This is a genomic window from Longilinea arvoryzae (genome assembly GCF_001050235.1).
Taxonomy (GTDB): domain Bacteria; phylum Chloroflexota; class Anaerolineae; order Anaerolineales; family Anaerolineaceae; genus Longilinea; species Longilinea arvoryzae.
Genome location: NZ_DF967972.1, coordinates 814,541 through 837,135, shown reverse-complemented (window position 1 = coordinate 837,135; position 22,595 = coordinate 814,541). Strand labels below are relative to the sequence as shown.

The 22,595-nt window shown below is 60.1% G+C and carries 22 protein-coding genes; 6 read left to right on the top strand and 16 right to left on the bottom strand.

Going from position 1 to position 22,595, the window contains the following annotated elements:
• Window positions 1-276: 276 nt before the first annotated feature.
• The gene (locus LARV_RS03760) at window positions 277-624 is read right to left on the bottom strand and encodes a RidA family protein (RefSeq protein ID WP_075072381.1); all 348 of its coding nucleotides are present in this window, start codon (window positions 622-624) and stop codon (window positions 277-279) included.
• Window positions 625-763: 139 nt separating this feature from the next.
• On the opposite strand from LARV_RS03760, the gene LARV_RS03755 reads away from it, so the two are divergent.
• A complete protein-coding gene (locus LARV_RS03755; RefSeq protein WP_075072380.1) occupies window positions 764-1,444 on the top strand; it encodes a hypothetical protein in 681 nt (226 codons plus the stop codon).
• A 5-nt stretch (window positions 1,445-1,449) separates the two neighbouring features.
• Here the strand turns inward: LARV_RS03755 and LARV_RS03750 are convergent, their stop codons facing one another.
• From LARV_RS03750 to LARV_RS03695, 12 genes are all read right to left on the bottom strand, one after another.
• On the bottom strand, window positions 1,450-2,127 hold the full coding sequence (locus LARV_RS03750) for a hypothetical protein (protein WP_075072379.1): 678 nt from the start codon (window positions 2,125-2,127) through the stop codon (window positions 1,450-1,452).
• A gap of 132 nt (window positions 2,128-2,259) precedes the next feature.
• Window positions 2,260-3,402 carry a hypothetical protein gene (locus LARV_RS03745; protein WP_075072378.1) on the bottom strand — a complete coding sequence of 381 codons (1,143 nt, stop codon included), beginning with the start codon at window positions 3,400-3,402 and terminating at the stop codon, window positions 2,260-2,262.
• Window positions 3,403-3,781: 379 nt separating this feature from the next.
• Window positions 3,782-4,789 carry an ABC transporter ATP-binding protein gene (locus LARV_RS03740; RefSeq protein WP_075075099.1) on the bottom strand — a complete coding sequence of 336 codons (1,008 nt, stop codon included), beginning with the start codon at window positions 4,787-4,789 and terminating at the stop codon, window positions 3,782-3,784.
• Between the two features lie 8 nt (window positions 4,790-4,797).
• Window positions 4,798-5,811, bottom strand: a complete 1,014-nt coding sequence (locus LARV_RS03735; protein ID WP_075072377.1) for an ABC transporter ATP-binding protein — start codon at window positions 5,809-5,811, stop codon at window positions 4,798-4,800.
• Window positions 5,812-5,814: 3 nt separating this feature from the next.
• A complete protein-coding gene (locus tag LARV_RS20540; protein WP_075072376.1) occupies window positions 5,815-7,065 on the bottom strand; it encodes an ABC transporter permease subunit in 1,251 nt (416 codons plus the stop codon).
• A 25-nt stretch (window positions 7,066-7,090) separates the two neighbouring features.
• Complete coding sequence (locus tag LARV_RS03725) at window positions 7,091-8,113, bottom strand: ABC transporter permease (protein ID WP_075072375.1); 1,023 nt, start codon at window positions 8,111-8,113, stop codon at window positions 7,091-7,093.
• 228 nt (window positions 8,114-8,341) lie between these two features.
• Window positions 8,342-10,015, bottom strand: coding sequence for an ABC transporter substrate-binding protein (locus LARV_RS03720; protein ID WP_075072374.1), 1,674 nt, complete (start codon window positions 10,013-10,015; stop codon window positions 8,342-8,344).
• A 398-nt stretch (window positions 10,016-10,413) separates the two neighbouring features.
• The gene (locus LARV_RS03715; RefSeq protein ID WP_075072373.1) at window positions 10,414-11,052 is read right to left on the bottom strand and encodes a sulfite oxidase-like oxidoreductase; all 639 of its coding nucleotides are present in this window, start codon (window positions 11,050-11,052) and stop codon (window positions 10,414-10,416) included.
• 104 nt (window positions 11,053-11,156) lie between these two features.
• The gene (locus LARV_RS03710) at window positions 11,157-11,723 is read right to left on the bottom strand and encodes a manganese efflux pump MntP (RefSeq protein WP_075072372.1); all 567 of its coding nucleotides are present in this window, start codon (window positions 11,721-11,723) and stop codon (window positions 11,157-11,159) included.
• Window positions 11,724-11,927: 204 nt separating this feature from the next.
• Entirely contained in the window at window positions 11,928-13,121 is a 1,194-nt protein-coding gene (locus tag LARV_RS03705; RefSeq protein WP_075072371.1) for an ABC transporter permease, read from the bottom strand.
• A gap of 10 nt (window positions 13,122-13,131) precedes the next feature.
• A complete protein-coding gene (locus tag LARV_RS03700; RefSeq protein ID WP_075072370.1) occupies window positions 13,132-14,388 on the bottom strand; it encodes an ABC transporter permease in 1,257 nt (418 codons plus the stop codon).
• Between the two features lie 9 nt (window positions 14,389-14,397).
• Window positions 14,398-15,342: an ATP-binding cassette domain-containing protein gene (locus LARV_RS03695; RefSeq protein WP_075072369.1), complete on the bottom strand. Its 945-nt coding sequence runs from the start codon at window positions 15,340-15,342 to the stop codon at window positions 14,398-14,400.
• A 309-nt stretch (window positions 15,343-15,651) separates the two neighbouring features.
• On the opposite strand from LARV_RS03695, the gene LARV_RS03690 reads away from it, so the two are divergent.
• From LARV_RS03690 to LARV_RS03675, 4 genes are all read left to right on the top strand, one after another.
• Window positions 15,652-15,951 (top strand): ArsR/SmtB family transcription factor, encoded by a 300-nt coding sequence (locus LARV_RS03690; RefSeq protein WP_152031682.1) that lies wholly within the window; start codon window positions 15,652-15,654, stop codon window positions 15,949-15,951.
• Window positions 15,952-16,016: 65 nt separating this feature from the next.
• A complete protein-coding gene (locus tag LARV_RS03685; RefSeq protein WP_075072368.1) occupies window positions 16,017-18,530 on the top strand; it encodes a cation-translocating P-type ATPase in 2,514 nt (837 codons plus the stop codon).
• Between the two features lie 21 nt (window positions 18,531-18,551).
• Entirely contained in the window at window positions 18,552-19,409 is an 858-nt protein-coding gene (locus LARV_RS03680) for an SAM-dependent methyltransferase (RefSeq protein WP_075072367.1), read from the top strand.
• Window positions 19,410-20,159, top strand: a complete 750-nt coding sequence (locus tag LARV_RS03675; protein WP_075072366.1) for an MBL fold metallo-hydrolase — start codon at window positions 19,410-19,412, stop codon at window positions 20,157-20,159.
• An 80-nt stretch (window positions 20,160-20,239) separates the two neighbouring features.
• Here LARV_RS03675 and LARV_RS20295 read toward each other — a convergent pair whose 3' ends face one another.
• The 3 genes from LARV_RS20295 to LARV_RS20870 all read right to left on the bottom strand — a co-directional run bounded on the left by LARV_RS20295 (window position 20,240) and on the right by LARV_RS20870 (window position 21,546).
• Window positions 20,240-20,401 carry a hypothetical protein gene (locus LARV_RS20295; RefSeq protein ID WP_172797773.1) on the bottom strand — a complete coding sequence of 54 codons (162 nt, stop codon included), beginning with the start codon at window positions 20,399-20,401 and terminating at the stop codon, window positions 20,240-20,242.
• A gap of 1 nt (window position 20,402) precedes the next feature.
• Window positions 20,403-20,924, bottom strand: coding sequence for a hypothetical protein (locus LARV_RS03670; RefSeq protein ID WP_075072365.1), 522 nt, complete (start codon window positions 20,922-20,924; stop codon window positions 20,403-20,405).
• Between the two features lie 208 nt (window positions 20,925-21,132).
• On the bottom strand, window positions 21,133-21,546 hold the full coding sequence (locus LARV_RS20870; protein ID WP_075072364.1) for a response regulator transcription factor: 414 nt from the start codon (window positions 21,544-21,546) through the stop codon (window positions 21,133-21,135).
• Window positions 21,547-21,756: 210 nt separating this feature from the next.
• On the opposite strand from LARV_RS20870, the gene LARV_RS03660 reads away from it, so the two are divergent.
• Window positions 21,757-22,590 (top strand): SAM-dependent methyltransferase, encoded by an 834-nt coding sequence (locus LARV_RS03660; RefSeq protein ID WP_075072363.1) that lies wholly within the window; start codon window positions 21,757-21,759, stop codon window positions 22,588-22,590.
• Window positions 22,591-22,595 lie beyond the last annotated feature (5 nt).

Below are 22,595 nucleotides of genomic sequence, written 5' to 3'. Positions count from 1 at the left end.
TAAGAATCGAGTATACCCTTTTCCGGATTCTGTACAGACCAGTCCGAGGGAGGAACCGGATCAACCGGGCTGCTGGGGCTTGTTCCGTCGAATGGTATTAATTAAGTATACGTTGCGCTTCGAGAAAGGTCGCTTAAAGGCCTTTACCATCCTGTTCTTCACCGGGGTTCGCCCGCCGGAGCCCGCGCCGTAGCGTTGAACGGCCGGTTGGAGACCGGAAACGAAAACCGGCTGCCCCATCCGGGTCCGATGACCGATCCGGAGATTCGCGAACCGCTATTCGATAAAAGCCACCCCGTCGATCATGATCAGGCAATCCTCGTCGATGAACTCGGTGGTGGAGGTCATGCGCACCGGAAAACCGTCCTTTTCGAAATAATCGAAGAAAATCTTCTCCATCCTGGGCAGGTCGCTGACGTGCTTCAGCCACACGTTTACCTTGACCAGGCTCTCCAATCCCAGGTCGAAATGCGCCAGCGACTTGCGAATGCCTTCCAGCGCGTTGCGGCACTGGCCTTCGAAATCCTCGGCGAATCCGCGGTGCAACGCCAGATAAACCGTGTCGCCGGCCTGAACAGCGTCTGAATAACTGAAGGGCGTGGGGATGCGCTTGATCTTCGACATGGGGATCTCCTTTTTCAAGTGGTTGGATAATAGAATTGTAGTTCTATTAATCAATTTGCACAACTATTCTTCTGGCCGGGCGCCGGATTTCTGATAAAATTTAGCTCACTTAGCGTTATCCCTTTTCAAGGAGACCCCTTTGGCCCAGTTGACCCCCAGCGAACTGGTCTACCTGAACGGCGAACAATTCGCCGGCGAACCGCGCGCTTCCCGGCGCACGCGCTTGCTGCATTCCGGCCGCGAAGTCCATCTTGCCCAACTGGTGCAGGCGGCGCTGGCCAGCGCGCTGTTGGCCAATCTTCAAACAGGAACCCTGCTGCTATCGCAGCGCGAACACTCGCGCTGGTTCGGCCTCGTCAAGAAAGAAATTCTCTCCGTCGAACCGACCGGAAAATCCGCCGACTGGCCCGCTCAAACCCTGGAAGCCGATGTGTTGGCTGCCGCCGGTTCGAGCGACGTGCATAAAGAAAGCGGTGACCTGGCGCGCCTGATCTACGTCTGGTTGAAGACCAGTTACGATGATCCGTTTGCCGAAGTGGTGACGCGCATCCAGAACGGTCTGGCCGCGCGCGGCCTGCTGAACGTGATCGAAGAGCGCAAGCTGTTATCGGTCAAGCGCAGCTATGCAGTACCGCCAGAAACCCTGGCTCTGGCGCAAGATATCAAATCCATCCAGAACATGCTGGAGCAGTTCCAGGTTGCGCGCCCGCAGTTGTGGCCGCTGCTGTTGGAAACGATAAAGAAGGCCGTGATGTTGCGTCAGGGCCTTCGTGAAACCGATTTAATGGATGTCGAAAAAGGGCCGCCGGGCGAAGCCTGAACGGTCTATTGGCACGGACCTGAACTGCTCACGGTAGCCGGAGCGGCCTGCTGGACGCCCTGCAGCACCTGCCCCTGCGCGTCGGTGAGCGTCAAAGCGGCCATATCGAGCTGGTAGGTCGATCCGTTGCCGGTTTCGACGGTCAGCAGCGAGCCGTCAGCGGCGGCAAATCGGGCCGCGCCGGAGCCCCTGTTCAACAGGTAGCGGAAGTAGTTGCCCTGCGCATCCACGGCGACGATCGCGCCCTGATCGGGGTCATCACCCAGCACGCCGGCGTAGGCGGTCAGCCAGACGCCGTCCACCTGGTCGTTCCACTGATTGGTCACGCTGAATTCCTGCGGCGAAAAGGGCGGCTGCAGCCAGTCGCTGATGCCGCGCGGAATTTCGATCGTCGGGGCCGGGGTGGCGTTCGGATCGGCCGCCGGTCGCAGCCCGCACACGTCGCTGGGCTTATCCGGCGCGTTGGCCTGGGCGGTCGCCTGGGCAGCCTGGGCCGCGCTCAACGGCTCGGCCTTCTGCTGCAGCAGCGCCTTCACGGCCGGGTCTGAAGCGTTGGCGGCCTGGTCCTGCAACGAATCGAGCTGCTGCTGTTCGGGGGTCTTCGAGCTGGCGAGCACGCTCCCGCCCCAGAAGAGCAGGCCGATCAGTAAGAGGGTTCCGATAAAGAAGTAGATGCGTTTCATAGGTTGCGTTATTCGTGAGGGGTTGATTCGTTCTTCGTTACGAGTTATGAGTTATGAGTTATGAGTTATGAGTTATGAGAAATTGTAATCCATTTTTTCTCAACGCTTCGACCCATCCCTCATCACTCCTCTTCAGTTGGTCCAATAGCGGATGTCCGTCATCCAGGGCAGGCGGTTCATGCGCGTGTCGGGATCGGCGAAGGTGTACTTCCACAACTGGTTCCAACCCTCCTGTGGGGTGTTCATCGTATCACTGCTGGTGCCGGTGCAGCCGCCGCGCTGCTGGCAGGCGCCGGATTGGGTCATCACGCCTGAGAAATCGATGCGCATTCCCTTTTGCACCTTGGCGTATTTGCTGACGGTCTGCCATTGCTTGGCGTTGGCTTCATTGCTCAAATAGATCTCCGGCACCACCCAGGCCGGCGGGATGCCCCAGGAAATGTACCAGACATCTTCGACATGCCAGGAATAATTCTTCCCTCCAGTCCACGAACCGATGTCGGCGTAATAAGTCTGCGGGCAGCCCTCGCAGGCGCCGTAATTATAGTAGAGAGCTGAATTGTTATCCGCCGAATCGAACCCGTCCACCCAGGCGCGGGTCAGCGCGGAAGTGGCCCAGGAGAGTTCCATGTCATTGGCGCCGGCGGCGGTCACCTGCGCGGCGTAATGCTGGGTGGACAACCAGGCATTCACGTTCAACACCATTTGAGCCCACTGGCTGCCGTGATTTCGAACCGTGCCGGGCACTTTCATGTCCACCGGCGGATCGGTGCCCAGGTAATTGCTGGTGCCAATGCCCAGAGTCAGGTGTGAGGCCTTATCGCTGCCCGTGCAGACCCAGTAACCGGTGGCAAAATTCTTGGCGAATTCGCCAATGGCGCCGATCGACATGAACGTCCAGTTCGTGTTCGGCGGAACGCGGAAAATCAACGTTCCCAGCGTGCCGTAATCGTCATACCAGGGCTGGCCGAAGTCAAGGATGACCAGCCGGTCCTGAGCGCCGGCCAGGTTCAAATCGGTCTGGCCGAGCGCACAACCCTTGTCGTAGGCCGCCTGATTGCTGTTGGTCTGCACGTAATAACTTACCGAATAATCGGACGGCAGCGGCGGTAAGGGTGTAGGCGTGGCGGTAGGCGTGGGCTGTTTGGCCACGTACGGCAGATAGATGGTCGTGCCGCCGCCGGCCGCGCTGGCGGTCCAGGTGAACAGCAAAACCAGCAGCAGCGCCAGCCACACCGCTCCGCCTCGCCGGAAGATCGAACGAATTCGTTGCATGAATGTCAACCTATTTGATCCTCGATTGCCAGAAGAATGCCAGAATTCCACCCATTGTATCCTTTTTGTATTAAACGTCCAAATGGCCCTGCCGGTTCCATTCCTTAAGAAATTGGTTGGATTGATCGCTGACAGCGGTTCCTGAAAAAAACAATAAACAATTTTAGTATGCAACCCTTCCAGCGCCGTTCGAGTCGCCTGCCGGGTTACGATATTACGTATATTCCCCACATAGCCGTGCCCATACGCATGGGTTAAAAAGACACAGCCGTGCCCCCTAGGCGTTGGCCCGACCGTACCCCAGCGTAAAAAATCGGATGCTGTCAAAAACGCAGCATCCGATTTTGATCCTTAAAATCCTGTCGATCCTGTGAATTTCCTACAGGAACTTCTCGGCGAAATGGCACGCCACCAGATGACCGGGGCGCAGTTCGCGCAGTTCGGGTTCCTCCACCGAGCAGATCGCCTGCGCGATGGGGCAGCGCGGGTGAAAACGGCAGCCCGAGGGCGGGTTGATGGGGTTCGGAATTTCACCGGCCGGCATGGGCTGAGTGCGGCGTTTGTGCGGGTCGGGGACGGGCACGGCCGCCATCAGGGCCTGGGTGTAGGGATGCAACGGGTAGCTGTAGACCTCTTTCAGCTCGCCCACTTCGGCCAACCGGCCCAGGTAGAGGATGCCGATGCGGTCGCAAATGTATTTGGCCGTCGCCAGATCGTGCGTGATGAACAGATAGGTCAGGTTGAATTCCTGCTTCAGTTGAACCATCAAATCCAGCAGCAGCGCGCGCACGCTCACATCCGCCATGGCGATGGGTTCGTCGGCCAGCACCAGATCGGGGCGCGTGATCAACGCGCGCGCGATGACCACGCGCTGGCGCTGCCCACCCGAAATCTGGTGCGGGTATTTATTGATGAAGTAGCGCGCCGGACTGAGTCCCACGCGTTCGAAGATTTCCAGGAGTGTGTCGCGGTGTTTTTCGGCCGCCTCGGGGTAGTGAATCTTCAGGCCCTGCACCACGCTGTCGCCCAGGGTCATGCGCGGGTTGAGCGAGGCCATCGGATCCTGGAAGATCACCTGCATGCGCCGGCGCAGGTGGCGCATCTCGCGTTCGTTTTGCGTGCTGAGATCGATGCCGTCGAAGCGCACCGTGCCCTCGGTGGGTGTTTCCAGGCCGATCGCCAGGCGGCCGATGGTCGTCTTCCCGCTGCCCGATTCACCCGCCAGGCCAAATGCCTCGCCGCGTTTGATGTTAAAAGTCACCCCATCGACCGCGCGAACGAAATCCTTGCGCCCGGCCAGGATCTGGTCGAGGAAGCTTTTTTGCACCGGAAACCATTTTTTCAGGTCCTGGATTTCCACCAGGTTTTCCTGTTGATGAGCAGACATTTCCACGTTCATGCGGCCACCTTGATCGTCTTTTCAACCTTTTCCGGGTGATCTTGATACAACCAGCAGTGCACCCAATGCCCGGGCGCAACTTCTTCCAGCGCGGGCCGGTAGCGCGAACAAATGGGCATGGCCGCGGGGCAGCGGGGATGGAAACGGCAGCCGGACGGCGGGCGCGCCAGGTTGGGCGGCTCGCCGGGCATTTTGTAGAGCTCCTTCTTTGCGTTGATTTCGGTGGTGGGCACCGATGCCAGCAGGCCCTGGGTGTAGGGGTGCAGGGGCGCGTCGAAGATGCGGTTGACATCCCCCAGTTCCACCAGATTGCCGGCGTACATCACCGCCACGCGGTCTGCGATTTCGGCCACCAGGGCGATGTTGTGCGTGATCGCCAGGATGCTCACCCCAAATTCGTCGCGGATCTCGCGCAATTGGTCGACCAGCTTGGCCTCTACGATTACATCCAGTGAGGTGGTGGCTTCATCGGCGATGATCAGCCCGGCGTTCAACACCAGCCCCAGACCGACCATAACGCGCTGGCGCATGCCGCCCGAAAGCTGGTGCGGGTAGCTGTCGAGGCGGCTTTGCATGATGCCCAATCGTTCGATCAGGGTCTGGATGCGCTTGATGATATAGGGCGTTTTGGTCTCGGCCTCGTGCACCTGAATGGCTTCCTCCAGGTGCTGCTCCACGGTTTGCACCGGGTTGAGCGAGGTCATCGGGTCCTGGAAGATCATGCTAACCTGACGTCCGCGGTAATCCCGCAGGCGTTTTTCGTCGAACTTCATGACGTTTTCGCCGTTGAAGATGATCTGGCCGCCGCTGATGTAGCCAGGGGGCATGATCATGCGCAGCAGGGCTTTGCCGAGCGTGCTCTTTCCGCAGCCGCTCTCGCCTACCAGACCCATGATTTCGCCGCGGCGAATGTCGAAACTGATCTTATCCACCGCGCTGGTCGGACCCAGGCGGGTGTTATAGGTGACCGATAGATCGCGGATTTGTACCAGAGGAAAAGATTGGTCCATCGTTTACAACTCCGCCAGCCGCGGGTTGAGAATCTCGGCGAGACTCTCACCCAGCATGCTGAATGATAAAGTGACCAGACTGACCATCACGCCGGGGAAGGTGATCAACCACCAGGCGCGGCGGATGTAATCCTGCCCGCGCGACAGGTCGATGCCCCAGTCGGGTGTGTCCGGCGGCAGGCCCAGGCCCAAAAAGCTCAGGCCGGCCTCGGTCAGGATGGCGTCCGCCACGTTGACCGAGAAGATGATCACAACCGACGGGATGACGTTGGGCAGGATGTATTTGGTCAGGATCTGCCAGGGGGGCGTGCCCAGGCTGCGGGCCGCTTCGACGTACAGGTCGTTCTTGACCGAAAGAGTCTGCCCGCGCACGATCCGGAAGTAGGTTGGAATGTACAACACCGCGATGGCCACAATGATATTTCCAATGCCGGCCCCCAGCACCGCGGCAATGGCAATCGCCAGGATCAGACCCGGGAAGGAGTACAGGCTGTCCATCAACATGGTCAGCACGCGGTCGAACGGTCCGCCGATGAAACCGGATATGAGGCCCAGCGGTACGCCCAGTAAGAACGAGATGATGGCCGAACTCAGGCCGACGATCAAAGCGATGCGCGTGCCCCAGATGATTCGACTGAGCACGTCCTGGCCGAGTTGGTTGGTGCCCAGGGTAAACGTTTTGGTATTGCCGGTCAGATTGCCGGCCACTTTGACGCCCGGGAACTTCGGCAGCAGGGGCGTCAGCTCTTCCATGCTGGCCACGAAGGCGTCCAGCTTGCCGTCCTGGAGATCGGCCAACCCCAGGTCGTTCGTCTCATACCGGCGCGGCCGGGGCTGGTAGGTGATGCCCGAGCCGGCCGCTTTTTCGGCGGCGTTCAATTCGTCGATGGTATCCCGCAGCGCCTGGCTGGCAGCGCTGCCCACCACGTAACCGATATTGTTCTTGTTGGTTCCGATTTCTTTCAAGGAAGTCACAGTGCTGTCAGCCTGGACCACCAGCACATAGCCCAGAGGGATTTCACCCGGAGACAGCAGGGCCGGGCCGACCTCGGCTCGCGGATCGTAGGGGGCAAACCATTTCGGCGCCACACCCAACAGGATGATGAACAACAACAGCACGGCGCTGACGGCCACGAACCACCAATCACCGCCGTACCACTTGCGCGCCAGGAAAAGCTTGCGCACGAAACCGACCTTGTCCAGGTCCAACTGCCATTGGGGAACGGCTTCAGGAGTTATTTGTTTTTCTTCCATGGGATCATTTCTCCTTTACGCCGGATCAGTACCGGATGCGGGGATCGACGAATGCATACAACACATCCATGATCAGGCTGATGGCCGCGACGAACATGGCGAACACACCGATCGTAGACTGCACGGCGGTGTAATCGCGGAGTTGGATGCGCTCCACCAGGTAACGCCCAATGCCAGGCCACGAGAAGGTCGTTTCGGTCAGCACCGCGCCCGCCATAAGGGCGGCGAACTGCAGACCGATCAGCGTCAGGATGGGAATAAACGTATTGCGCAGGGCGTGTTTGTAGACCAGCCGTCTTTCGGAGATGCCGCGCGCGCGCCCGGCGGTGATGAAATCGGACTGCAGGATTTCGATCATGTTGACGCGCGTCAGGCGGATGAAGACACCGGTCAGCGCCAGTCCCAGTGTAAAGGAGGGCAGGATCAAATGCATTAATGCCGAACCCAATGCCGGCCAGTTGCGGGTGAGGATGGCATCGATGACATAGAAATGAGTGGGTGAAACAAAGTTCACCTGCATCAAAGTATCCATGCGTCCGGCCAGCGGGAACACGGGCAGCTTTACCGAAAAGGCAATTTGAAACATCAAACCCATAAAGAAGATCGGGATGGAGTAAATGACAATACTGAACAGTCGCAGGAGATAATCGACTGGTTTTTTGCGGTTCTTGGCGGCGTAGGCGCCCGAACCCACCCCAAAAACGGCCATGAAAATGACCGCCGGGATGGAGAGCTCGATGGTGGCGGGGAGTTTTTCGGCCAGTTCCTGTTTGATCGGGCGTTCACCCTGGGTGAGCGCGGTGCCGAAGTCGAACGTGACCATCTGCCAGAGGAATTCGCCATACTGGACGATCAACGGGCGGTTCAGGCCCAGGCGTTCGCGTAACTGGTTGGCCTGCTCTTCACTGACGCGCGGGCCAAGCTGTGAGCGGATCGGATCGCCGGGTAGGATGCGCATGATGAGAAACACCAGCGTAATCAGGATCAACACCATGGGAATGGTGAGAAGAATACGGGTGATTAGAAATTTGCGTAGAGATGCGGACATACGGCGTCTCCAAAAGGAGAGATTTTTTACTTAAAATAGCATATCGTTGGAAGTTTCAAGTCTTGATTAACACGCTCTCTCGCCAGAATTGACGGATTCTGGCAATAGAAAAGGCATCGAAAGCCTTGGACCTTCTATGTAAAATAACGGGGGGAGCCTTCAATAACTCCTGGGGGCAAGGTTACCCTCGCCCCCAGATTCATTCAGCGTTGGCGGATTAAGGGAGCGTTATTTGCTCCCGACCATGAAGGTGTCATTGAATACCAGGTAGCGCAGCGCGGGGGCGTTGACGGTTTCGACGGTCAGGCCGGCTACGGATTGCAGACGAACGGCTTCCACCGGGCCGACCGTGCGCCAGGCGATGTCGATCTCACCCTTTTCGACCGCGTTGGCCAGGGTTGCCGGGTCAGCGTAGTAGCGGATGATCACATTCTTGATCTTGGGGGCTTCGCCGATGTAATTCGGATTGGCTTCCAGGACCAACTGCTCGCCGGGGGTGTGCGAAACCATGCGGTATGGGCCGATGCCATCGATCTTCTCGGGGAAGGCCACGATCTTATCGGTGGGGAATTCGGCCGGGTTGGTAACCACAAACGGGGCCGTGGCAGCCAGCGCGGGGAAGAAGCCGTAGCTGTTCTTCAGGGTGTAGACCACAGTCTTCGCATCAGGCGCGGTTACGTCTTTGACGTAGTTCTGCACCAGACCGGAAACCTGCCCCTCGAGGCCGATGCGCTGCCAGGCGCGGAGGTAATCGGCCGAAGTGACCGGGGTGCCATCCGCGAACTTGAGGCCGTCTTTCAGGGTGAAGGTGTAGGTCAGGCCATCTTCGCTGACCTTGGGTAGATCGGCCGCGGCGGCGGGAATCAGGTTCGTGGTGCCGGGCTCGTAGGTCAGCAGCGGCATACCCGTGTTCTTGATGATTTCCCAGTCGTGAGTGGCGTAGGCGTCCTGCGCATCCAGGCTGTTGACCTCATCCGTAGTACCGATGATGATGGTGTCGGTTTTGCCAGAAGCGGGTTTGGCATCTGCGGTGAAGGACAGCGGGTAGTAATTGAACTCGAAGGCCGAGCTGATCTTGATGCCTTCCACGCCATTGCGGTAGGTGATGAACTCGGGCTCCCAGAAGAGCGGCAGGGTGGGCACTTCGTCGGCGTACAGCTCACCAATTTGCTTGTAGAGGGCCTCGCGATCGGGTCCATCCGGGGTGGTGGCGGCCTTGGTCAACAGTTCGTCCATTGCCGGGTTGCAGTAGTTCACGCCATTATCCGGCGACTGCAGGCAGGAGGCGAACGGGGTCAGCCAGTTGTCGGGGTCGACGAAATCGGGGAACCAGCCCAGGATGAAGGCGGGCAGCTTGCCGGCAACGAAGCTGTCGACGTATTCAGCCCAGTTCTGCGACTTGAGATCCACCTTGATCAGGCCGGTCTCTTCGAGCTGTTCCTTGATGACCTGCATGACATCCGCGGTGGTGGTGCCATAGTGCTCGGGCGGGTACCAGAGTTCGAAGTTGAAAGGCTTGTCGGCTGTATAGCCCAGGTCTGTCAGCAGCTTCTTGGCCAACTCCAGGTCGCGGGTGCCGTATTTATCCAGGAAGGGTTCCGTGGCGTAAGGATAATCGGACGGGACCATGGAATAGGCCGGTGTGTTGCGGCCTTCGAACACGCGGTCCACGATTACTTCGCGGTCGATGGCGGCAGCAATGGCCTCTCTAAGTTCCTTGCTCCACAGTGGATGCTCTGGGGCTGCCGTCGGTTCGACCGGCGCCACGGTGGGTTCTTCGGTCGCTGCCGGCGCAGCGGTCGGTTCCGCTGTGGCGGCTGGCGTTGCCTGGGCGCAAGCGCTCAGCAGCATCGCCAATGCCACAATGGCGGTAATGAATACAAAAAACTTCCGAGATTTCATACATCTCCTCCTAAGGCTCTTGCTTTTGGGTCGTACTGGTTGTGTTGAGTTATGTTGTGAAGAAATCGGGATTGACTTACAAAAATTACCGGGCGAACCGGTAATGGAATGCGATCCGCCAATCGCATGTTAAGCATTATACATCTCGAGGTTCCCCTGTCAACTATGCATCAGGCCAGAAAAAGAATAGATCGGTAATAATTACCCGGTTTTAGCAATTATTGAAACCATTTATCAAAAATGATAGGGGTGATTGAAGAAGAATCGAAAAAAGGCGACCCGCCAACATTTCGGGCAGGCACGCTCCCCGCACGGGGTTGGGAGAGTGTGCCTGCCCGTCGTTTGGATGGTCGCGCTTGGGACCTGGATCGAAAAGATGATTCGCAAAACGGACGCCGTCAGGCGTAGCGCTGCTCTTTCCACACGTCCGCGTCGTTGTGATAACCGGATTGTTCCCAGAAGCCCAGGCGGTCCTGACTCATGAATTCCAGGCCGCGCAGCCATTTGGCGCCCTTCCAAAAATAAGGCACGTTCAGGTCATCCCGTCTCGGAATGGCGCCGATGATGCCGCGCAGCGGGTAGCCGTGTTCGGGGCTGAGCGGCTGGCCATCGTAGTGCGTGGCCAGCAGGAAATTCTCCTGCAGGCACACTTCCAGCGGCAGGTTGGCGGTGAACCCATATTCGGCATGCTGAAAAACAAAACGGGCGGTCGGCAACGGCTTGAGGATGCCGCGCTCGACCAGGTCGCGCAACGACACGCCCTCCCAGGCGGTATCCAGCTTGCTCCAGCGCGTTACGCAGTGAATGTCCATCACCAGACGCGTGCGCGGGAGCTGGTTGAATTCTTCCCACGATAGACGCAGGGGGCTTTCCACTTCGCCCCAGATGCGAAAATCCCAGGTGGCAGGGTTGAAGGCCGGAACCGGCCCATAATGAAGGACCGGGAATTTGTTGGTCAACGCCTGGCCGGGCGGGAGCCGTTTCTGACTGCGCGCCTTGAGCTCGTCTTCTTTTCGGCGGAAAAAACGATCGGACATAGAATTCGGGCCTCCTATGTCCTAATTATATCAAGAAGAAGTGAGGAGTGATGGGTGAAGAGTGAACCGTGAATTCTTTCATTTCACTCCTCACTCTTCACTCTTCATGCCAACAGATGGCTCACCAGTATCCTCACCCCAATACCCACCAGCAGCAGACCGCCGAGCACTTCCATGCGCTTGCCGAAGTGGCTGCCCAACCGGTTGCCGCCCAGCAGGCCCACCAGCGAAAGGGCGGATGTGATGACGGCGATGACCACGCTGGCAAAGATCACGTTCGTGTCGAGCATGGCCATGCTCAGGCCCACCGCCAGCGCATCGATGCTGGTGGCCACGCACAGGACCATCAAAACGCGCCCGCGCGATGGATCCGCCGCAAAGGCGCTTTCCTCGCCGTCCCTGGCAAAACCTTCCTTGACCATGCGCAGACCCACCCAGGCCAGCAGGACGAACGCCAGCCAGTGGTCGAAGTTGGCAATCAGATCGACCACGGTGCTGCCCAGCAGCCAACCCAACAGGGTCATTCCGCCCTGAAAAAAGCCAAAATGAAACGCCAGGCGAAAAACGGACCGCCCATCCCGGGCGCGGCCGCTGGTGCCCACACCCAGCGACACGGCAAACGCATCCATTGCCAGTCCAACGGCAATGATGATATCGGTTACGAGTTCCAAGTTGGTCTCCAACGCCAGAGTTAACGCGTTGGATTATACCGCGGGAGGGAGTGAAAACGGTATTCGGTACGCGGTATGAGGTATTCGGTATGCGGTACACGGTACGCGGTATTCGGTACTCGATATTCGGACTCCGTATTCCGAATCAACGAATACCGAATTGACGAATACCGAATCGACCCTTCACTCTTTACGCATCACTCTTCACTCATACCGGAACCGCCAGATCCCAATCCCATAGAACAGCGCGGCAAAGCCCAGCAGCACGGCGGCTTCGGGCAGCACGGCGCTCAGGCCCTGCCCGCGCAGCACGATATCCAGCATGCCCTGCATGGCCCAGCGCGTGGGCAGCACTTTGACAGCCTGCTGCACGACCGACGGGAAGAGTTCCAACGGGTACCAGCAGCCGCCCAGCAGCGCCATCACCATGCCCAGCATGATGCTCAGCCCGCTGGCCTGACTCTCGGTCTTGACGAAGGCGCCCAAGGCCACCCCGATGGCCGATGCCGCCAGCGCCGAACTGACCAGAATGACGGCCAGCGCGGCCGGTGAATGGCCCCAATTCAGCTTCATGACAAAGGTTCCGAACAGGATCAACAGCAGCATCTGGACCAGCGACCAGAAGACCATGCCCAGCAGCGTGCCCAGCAGATAGGTGGCCTTGCGGGTGGGCGAGGTGAGCAGGCGGCGTAGCGTGCCGGTGGCGCGTTCGTAGGCAAACATGCCCGAAATGCCGAACAGCGGAATGAACACCCAGGTGATGATCTGGCCGGCCGAGGCGTTGGCCGCCGGGTCGTAATCCACCGGGTCCTCGACGGCGGCCCGGGTAATGCTCACCCGTTCCGGCGCGGCTTCGATCTCGCTCTGGGCAGCGCTCAGGGCCGCATCGAAGTAGGCGTTGCGTTCCTGGGCGCTGGCAAAGGGTCGAATTTGCTCGGCGGCGGCCACGCTCTGCCCGGCGATCTCCACCCCGCTGCTCAGGCGCTGCAGGATAGACTCCACGGTTTGATAGGCCGCCAGCGCGCCCAGGTTGTTGGGCAGTTGGCGCAGGTCCAGGCTCAGCGAGCCCTCGCGCAGATGGGCCAGGTCGAAATCCGGCGGGATGACCAACAGCGCCGAAACGTTGCGCTTCTCGAACTCATCCTCGGCTTCGGCCAGCGGCTTGAGCACCGGCCGGATGGAATCCGATTTTTTCAGTTCGGTCACCAACTGCGCCGAAAGGGGCGAGTTGGCCTGATCGACCACCGTGAGGGCAGTGCGCGGATCGTTGTACGTGCCGGTGCCGCCGGCCAGTACGAATGTAAAGAAGATCGGCAGGATCAGGAAGAACAGCCACTCCGAAAATGAGGCGAAGCGAATTTCTGTATCCTTGCGAATGATGGCAAGCAGTTTGTTCATCCGATTCTCCTCAACCCTGGAGCACGCCGCGGCGCTTGAACAAGAATAATGAAATGCCAAACAACACCAACCCCATAACCAGCAGCCCGCCGATATCCGGGAGGATTTTGACCAGACCGTCGCCCATCGCCAGGGCGGTAAAGCCGTCCAGCCCCCAGGCATTGGGCGTGATGCGGCTGAAAGCGCGGAACCAGCCCGGCAGTTGGCTGACATCGAAGAAACTGCCGCCCAGGATGCCGAAGATCAGCATCACCGCCGAGCCAAAACTGGCCGCCTGGCCGGGCGATTTCACCAGGGCGGTGATGAGCATGCCCCAGCCCACCGCGCCGGCCACGCAAGCCAGCACCAGAATCAACACCGCCAATGGGTCACCCCATTTGAGCTGGAAGAGCAGCGAGCAGGTAATGATGAGGATGAGCATCTGGGCCACGCCGGTCAGGAAGATGCCGAACATTTTGCCCAGCAGCACCTGACCGGTATTCACCGGCGCCACCAGCAGGCGCGGCAGCGTGCCGTGAGTCTTCTCGACCAGCAGGGTGCGCCCGCCGTGGCTTACCGTGTACATGAGAAACATCAGCGCCATGCCCGGCGCCATGTAGGCCAGGACATTGAAATCCGGCGCGGAGCTGCTCGCCTGCACCCCCTTCAAGGTGATGCGTTGGCTGGAAGCCGCGTTTTGGGCCTGGCTGGAGCCAATTTGAGCGCCGGCGACAGCCGCGTCTTGCGGTTGGATGCGCCCGGTCTGGATCAGGCCGCTCACAGCCACCTGCGCGCCGACCCGGCCGATTTCGACCTGGTTGACGAACTGCTCGACGATCGATTCGACGATACCCGAACTGTTGGGACGGGTGGGATTGGCATAGATTTCGATGGCCACGGCCGGGCCGGTCTGGCCGGTAACGGGGTCGGGAATGACGCCGGCGCTGAAACCGGCCGGGATCACCACGGCGGCGGCAATCTCATCTGCGTCCACACGCGCCCGCGCGGCGGCCGGGTCGGAGGATACTTCGGGCTGCAGCAGGTCGGCCAGGTCTTCGGATTGGAACACGTTGACCAGTTCGCCGCCCAGTTCGCCTTCATCCTGATTGACCACCGCCAGCGGAACGGCGCTGATGCCGCTCGAGCTGCTGGATGTGGAGAAGCCGCCGGTGACCAGGCCCAGTCCCAGCGTCAGCACAAACGGCGCCAGCAGCATCAGGATGATGGCCGCCCGGTCGCGAAAGTTCAGGGTCAGGTCTTTCCAGGCGATGAGGAAGATTTTTTTCACGGCGGCTCCTTAATCGCGCAGAGCGCGCCCGGTCAGGTGCAGAAAAACCGCCTCGAGGTTGGGTTCCTGGATGGAAATCGAACGAATCTTGATGTTGCGCTCGTTGGCGCGGCTTACCGCCGACGCCAGGATCCGTTCGGCGTCTGGCGTGATCAGCGTGATGCTGTGATCGATCACATCCGCCCGCACCACGCCCTCCAGGCTGCGCAGCGATTTGGCCAGCCCATCGGCGTCGTCCATTTCGCTCAGGTGGAGTTGCAGCGATTCGTATTCGCCCACCTGGCGGGTCAGTTCGCCCTGCGTGCCCAGGGCGATCAAATCGCCGTGGTCGATGATGCCGACCCGGTCGGATAACTCCTGGGCTTCCTCCATATAATGAGTGGTGTACAGCACGGTCATCCCCTGGCGATTGAGGTCCTTGACCGAATCGAGAATGGCGCGGCGCGACTGCGGGTCGATGCCCACGGTGGGTTCGTCCATGAACAGCAGGCGGGGTTGGTGCAACAGCCCCACGCCGATGTTGACGCGGCGCTTCATGCCGCCGGAGAAGGTGCGCACGCGCTGGTTGGCGTGCTCGCGCAGCCCAATCTGGTCCAGCACCTGATCGATGCGCGCGTTCAACGCCTTGCCGCTCAGATCGTACATCTGCCCCCAGAAGGAGAGATTCTCGCGCGCGGTCAGGTCCTCGTAAAGCGCCAGGTCCTGCGGCACAATGCCGATCAGCTTGCGCACCGCCATCGGCTCGCGCACCACCGAATGCCCGCCGATCAATGCGTCGCCGGAAGTGGGCGCGTACAGGGTCGACAGCACGGAAATGGTCGTGGTCTTGCCCGCGCCGTTGGGTCCCAGCAGGCTGAAGATTTCCGCCTCCTGGATCTCGAAATTAATGCCGTTCACGGCGGTCTTCTCGCCGTATTTTTTGACCAATTGCTGGACTTCCAGAATAGGAGGCATGCAAATTACTCCAGGGTATCATTATTAAATGGGGATGAGAATCATTATAACGGGGCCGGGATGGATGTCCTCCCCCAAAGGAACGGCCTTGCCCTGTCCATAGGTCTCGCCTGCGATGGAATGACGTCGGTCATACAAGGACTTACGCCGTCAATACCATTCTATGCGCGGTCGAATGAATAACGCCGTTGCTACCAGTCATTTTGGATTTTTCACCTCGGTACCGATTGACTCAACGCCAAAACGATCTATACTATTCACTAATAACATCTGAACATATACTCAATTGTTGCATCTATAGGCTGAACCATGACCTCTCCCGTCTTGAATGAACACCTGGCCGCGCACGTAGCCGAACTCTTCCGTGCCTTCAGCGACACCAGCCGCGTGCGCATCCTCTCCGCCATCATCGACCGCGAGATGAACGTCACGCAGCTCGCCGAATGGGTCGGCGTGACCGAATCGGCCGTCTCGCATCACCTGCGCGGACTGCGCCAGATGCACCTGGTCCACGCCCGGCGGGATGGCAAGGAAGTCTATTATTCCGTCGTCGACCCCCACATCATCGCCCTGTTCCAGCAGGGCATCAACCATGTAAAAGAAAAATAGATCGTCCCCGCCCGCCGGCCGGACGGCTTCGTTCGGCCGGATTCTCATCCAAGTCGAGGAACAAAATGGATGCACTGCCCCGGGATGCTGAAACATCCTTAAAAAATGCCCCTCTCAGTGGTTTACCTGCCGCCGAAGTTCTGGAACGCCGCCGGCAGTTCGGCGAAAACCGACTGCCCGCCGAAAAAGGCGTTTCGGTCTGGACGATCCTGCTCAACCAGGTCAAGAGCCCGCTGGTCTACATCATCCTGACCGCGGCCGGGATTTCGCTGCTCCTGGGCGAGATCGGCGACTTCGCCATCATCCTGTTCGTGGTGGTGGTGGACGTGATCATGGGTTTCATCCAGGAATACCAGGCCCAGCGTACCTACGTGGCCCTGAAAGGCCTGCTCAAGCCCACCACCACCGTCATCCGCGGCGGCCAGCGCGTGGAGGTTGAGGTTTGGGAGTTGGTGCCCGGCGACCTGGTGGTGCTGAATGCCGGCGAAAAGGCCCCCGGCGACGGCGAGCTGATCGAATCCACCAAGATTTCGATCGATGAGGCCATCCTGACCGGCGAAAGCGAGCCGGTCAACAAGCAGGCCCTCCGACCGGATGAACAGGCCGATTCCGCTAACGCGCCGCAGAGCCGGGTTTTCATGGGCACCACCGTGGTCACCGGGCGCGGCGTCCTGCGCATCACCCGGACCGGGATCAAAACCGAACTGGGCCAGATCGCGGCCAGCCTGAGCGAGCACGCCGAGGAGGATACGCCGCTGCAGGCGCGCCTCAAGTCCTTCAGCAAGATCCTCACCTACATCGTCGTCGGCGCCACGCTGGTCATCCTGGTGGTCGGCCTGATGCTGGGGCACAAATTCTTCGAGATGCTGCGCACCTCCATCATCCTGGCCATCGCGGCCGTGCCCGAAGGGCTGCTGATCGCCGTCACGGTCATCCTGGTACTGGGCATGCGCAAGATCCTCAAGCGCAACGGCCTGGTCAAGCGCCTGCTGGCCGTCGAAACGCTGGGCTCGGTGACGGCCATCTGCACCGACAAGACCGGCACGCTCACCGAGGGCCGCATGCGCGTCAACCGCGCCGACCTGCTGGATGAGGAGCGCGCCTGGCAGACCATGGTGCTGTGCAACGACCTGGAAGGGCCGGTGGATATCGCCCTGTGGGAGTACGCCGAGAAATTGAACCACGGCGGGCCGCAGAATTTATACGACAGCACCCAGCGCCTGGGCGAAGAGCTGTTCACCAGCGAGACCAAGTATATGATCACCGACGTGACCAGCACTCTCTTTCACGGGCAGCACGTCTTCTTCCTGAAAGGCGCGCCCGAGATCGTCCTGGGCATGTGCGCCGGTTCCGACCCGGAGCGCGAAAAAATCCTGGCTCAGGCCGACGAATGGGCCGGTCAGGGGCTGCGCCTGCTGGGCCTGGCCTGCCGCACAGACGGCATCCTGGAGGATTACAGCGGTTATACCTGGCTGGGTTTGCTCGGCATGGAAGATCCCATCCGCGCCGGCGTGGTGAACGCCATCCAGGTGGCCGAACACGCCGGCATCCGCGTCAGGATGATCACCGGCGACTACCGCCGCACCGCTGAACGCATCGCCGCCAACACCGGCCTGATCCACCCCGGCGACGAGACCCTCGAAGGCGCCCAGGTGGCCGCGCTGAGCGACGCGGAGTTCCGCGATCAGGTCGAGAAGACGGCCGTGTTCTCGCGCATCCGCCCGCAGGACAAACTGCGCATCATCCAGGCCCTGCAGGCCAACGGCGAGGTGACCGCCATGATCGGCGACGGCGTCAACGACGCCCCGGCCCTCAAGCGCGCCAACATCGGCGTGGTGGTGGGCAGCGCCACGGATGTGGCCAAGGAGACCGCCGACCTGATCCTGCTGGACAGCAATTTCAGCACCATCGTGGCCGCCATCGAGGAGGGCCGCGTCATCTTCTCCAACATTCGCAAGGTGGTTGCTTACACCCTGTCCAACTCGTTTGCCGAGGTGCTGACCATCTTCACAGCCATGATGCTGCAGTGGCCGGCGCCCCTGGCGGTGGCCCAGATTCTGTGGATCCACCTGATCTGCGACGGCCCGCTGGATATCGTGCTCAGCTTCGAGTCCAGGGAGGCGGGCATCATGGACGAGAAGCCGCGCGCCCTGAACGCACCCATCCTGACCCGCCTCTCGACCATCCTGATCGGGGTGATCAGCATCACCAGTTCGGTCTTCGCGCTGTACCTGTTCGGCCACTTCTACCACATTCACAACAACCCCATCGAAGGCCGCAGCATCGTGTTCGCCAGCTTCGCCATCAACTCGATCGTTTACATCTTCGCCTACCGCAGCATGCGCCAGCCGCTCTACCGCATGAACCCCCTGAGCACCAACAAACCCCTCATGTGGGCCGTTCTGCTGGGCTTCGTCACCATCGCGATCGCCTTTCTCTTCCCGGGCCTGCGTACGCTGCTGGGAATCGTGCCCCTCAGCCTGCAGGAGTGGGGGCTGGTGATCGGCATCAGCCTGATCCTGCTGGTCTCGGTCGAGGTGGGCAAGGCAGTCAGCAACCGGCTGCACGCGCACGACTGATCTCCTATTTTGAGGAACGCCATGCGAAAAAACCAAACCAGCGTGACGGCCATGGGTATTGCCATTGCCCGCGCCGTCGAAAGCAGCAAACCCGCGCCGGCGCGCATCTGTTATGACCCCTACGCCAGGCAATTCGTGCCGGCCTGGATGTACCACGTGCTCGGCTTTTTCATCCGCAGCGGTTACGCCGAACTGCGCGGGCCGGGCGTGAACGGATTCCTGGCGGCGCGCGAGCGCTACATCGACGACGTCCTGAGCGGCTTCATCGCGGCCGGCATTCAGCAACTGGTCATTCTGGGCGCGGGTTTCGATTCACGCGCCTACCGCTTCGACCTGTCCGGCCGGGTAAAGACCTTCGAGGTGGATCATCCCGCCACCCAGGCCGACAAGCTGGAAAAAGTGCGCCGGATTTTTGGTTCCGTCCCCGCCCACGTCACCTACGTCGCGGTCGATTTCAACACCCAGTCCCTCGCCGACCGACTGCTTTCCGCCGGTTTCGACCCCGCCCGGACCAGCCTGTTCATCTGGCAGGGCGTGAGCATGTACCTGACCCCCGCGGCGGTGGACGCGACTTTGGATTTCGTGGTCCGGAATTCGGCCCCGGGCAGCGCCATCGTCTTCGATTACCTCTACCGGGAGGCGCTGGAGGAGGCCGGGAGGCAGCGCGAAGTCGGCAACATGCGCCGCTACCGCTTCATGACCGGCGAAGGGCTGACCTTCGGCATTCCCAAAGGCACCGGCGAGGCCTTCCTGCTGGCGCGCGGCTTCCGCGCGGCCAGGGACGTCAACGCGGCGGACCTGAAGGCGGCTTATTTCCGCGGCCCCAACGCCTGGCGGGCGGTGGTGAACGGTTACGGCATCCTGCTGGGGAGGGTGTAAATGCAGCCCGTTTGCATTCCCCTCAGCCTGACCAACGTGTACCTGCTGCCCTGCGACGGCGGCTTCCTGCAGATCGACGCCGGCTACCAGCACGACTACCCCGCCTACCGGCGCGGGCTGGCAAAGGCCGGCATCCCGCTCGAGCAGGTGCGCTGCCTGGCGCTGACCCACCATCACGACGATCACGCCGGTTTCCTCAACGAACTGACCCGCGACGCCGACCTGATCCTCATCGCCCACCGGCTGGCCGGCGACCTGCTGCGCGGCGGCGCCAACGACCGCTCGCGCGGCGGCGGTTACGTCAACCGGCGCATCCGCTTCCTGGCCGGCCTCAAGGCGCGCTTCGATCCGCGCTGGTCGCTTTCGTTTCCGCCCTTTACGCTGCGCGAACGCGACCTCCGCGTGGGCGGCGACGACGACGCGCTCCTGCGCCGGCTGGGCGTGCCCGGAGCGCTGCTCTATACCCCGGGACACTGCATCGACCATCTGGCCGTCGTCCTCGACAGCGGCGAAGCCTTCTGCGGTGACGCGGCCGCCAATTTTCTCACCTGGGCCGGGACGCGCCACTGCTGCGTGTTCATGACCGACATGGACCAGGCCTACCGGAGCTGGCAAAAACTGCTGGACGCCGGTGCGCGCCGCATCTATCCGGCCCACGGCCGGCCGTTCGCCGCCGGACGGCTGCGCCGCGATCTGGGCCGCATCCAAAATCGCGACCTGGCTCGCTTTTTTGATGGTAGGACGGAATGAAGAAGAAAAGCGCACGGAATCAACAAACGACGGGAAGAATCGAATTCTTCCCGTCGTTTTACATTGCCAGGCCGCCTGGATCAGGCCGCTTGCCTGAAAATGGTGGGGATCAGGAACAAAGCCAGAATGGCCAGCGCAAACAGGGTCATCCCGGTGATTTTATGCCACGTCTTCCGGCCTTTGAAAAACAGGGCCACGCCCCCAACGGCCAGCGGAATGAGCGCCAGATACGCGTACAGCATATCAATTCCCTCCCGCGCTTCCTGAATAATTCCCGCTCCCATAAACCGTTTGGTCCACCCAGGGGTAGGAATGGGTTATGCAGGTGTAGGTTTCGATGAAGCAGAAATCTCCCTGAGCATAATGCCAGTAGGAAGACTGATTGACTCCGCCGGATTGGTCATCGGATATATCCCCCTTGAAACTCCAGCCGTAATTGGCCCATACGGTTCTCCATTTGCTCAGAGAAGTGATGGATGTGCCGTTGTAACACCACTTGATATTCCAGGCATAGCTCCAAATATTTATACCAACCGCGCTATACCCGTTTACCCCCAGCGTATAGGTCTTACATCCCGTCGCCAGCGTTGAATATCCATCAATCAGCGATGCCTTATCCCAGGTGACCCTTTCAAAGGATTCGACCCGGCCGACCTGGGCATTTGGATTGCTGGAAGGAGGAATGAGGGTTTCCGCTCGAACTGGCGTTGCGGATACGAAAACCACAATGGCCAACACCGTGAGCAAGAGGAATTTGCTTTTCATGGGATTTTTCTCCTTATGGAAGGTTAGCTTGTATAAATTAGCATTCTGGATTGGGATGGAAATGGAATCAGAAATTCACCTCCTTTTCCGGTACATGATTCACCTGAATGGAAAGTGGCAGCTCGCGTCATTTTCCGCAAATCGACGTTCATCAGGAACGAGGATGATTGGGAATGACCAGAAATTTTCGGACTTGAAAAAGAGACGATCAGGCCTGCCGCAGCAAGGAAAAAGCGACGATCACCAGGGTGATGATCAGGATGGCAAGCAGAAGAACAATGCAGATGCGAATAAAATTTTTCGTTCTGAACCTCCGGAAACGGTCCACTGGAAGGACGGCCTTTGAGGACAGGCTAGCTCGCCGGAGGCCGGTTTTCAATTGAGGATTTCCTGGAGATCCGCCTGTGGATTCCCGCAGTGACCTTTCGGATAAGCGGATCACCGCTTCGGTGCGCGATGAAACGCCCAACTTGGCGTAGATGGAGCTGAGGTGCGACTCCACCGTGCGCTCGGTAATTCCCAACCCGAGCGCGATTTCCTTGTTGGGTTTCCCCTGCAGGAGGAAATCCATGACCTCGCGTTCGCGCGCGCTGAAAGGTTGGTCGATCTTATTTTTGGGCATCTTTATCTTTGAAAATGGTTCGTATTTGGACGATCGCTATCTTCTATTGTATATGGTTTTCTTCCCGCTTCCCCCCTCACCCTCTTTCCAAATCCCCCATCCCGCATACCTCTTCCCTCTTCCCTCTTCACCCATCACTCTTCACCTTCTTCCCCCATTTTGATTTATACTGAATACAGTTTCCCGATCGTTTCGACAACGGAGTTCGATATGCCGGAAAATACCAAGCCGCAGTTATCGCTGGGTCTCACCGCCCGCTGGACCGCCGCCGCGCGCGCCCAGGAAAGCACCCGCCCCGACGCGCTCTTTCACGACCCGTGGGCCGAAGCCCTGGCCGGTCCGGAAGGCGCCGAATGGCTGCAATCCCGCGGCGGCAGCGTGACCCCCATGGTCATCCGCACCCGCTACTTCGACGATTTCATGCAGCGCGTGGTGCGCGAAGAAGGCATCCGCCAGGTGGTGATCGTCGCCGCCGGCCTGGACACGCGCGCCTACCGCCTGGAGTGGCCGCTGGGCACCAGCATCTACGAGCTGGATCAACCGGTTGTCCTGCACTACAAGCAGCAGGCGCTGCATACCGCCGGCGCAAAGCCGGCCCACCAGCGCAAAGCCATCGGGGTCGACCTGAGCAAACCCTGGCAGGCGCCGCTCCAGACCATGGGCTTCTATTCCGAACGCCCCACCCTGTGGCTGCTGGAAGGCCTGCTGTTCTACCTGCCGGATGAGGCGATCACCCACCTGCTGACCGATATCAACAAACTGTCCGCGCCCGGCTCATGGCTGGGCTTCGACTGCGTCAACCACGCCACGCTCACCTCGCCCATCACCCACGCCTGGATCGAGATGCAGGCCGCCCAGGGCGCGCCCTGGCTGGGCGGGCTGGACGACCCGGAGGGCTTCCTGGCCGGGCTGGGCTGGACGGCATCCATGACGCAGCCCGGCGCGCCCGACGCTCACTACGGCCGCTGGACGCTGCCGGTCATCCCGGTGAAAATGCCGGACATGCCCCACAACTGGTACGTGACGGCCAAGAAGACAGGATAAACAGG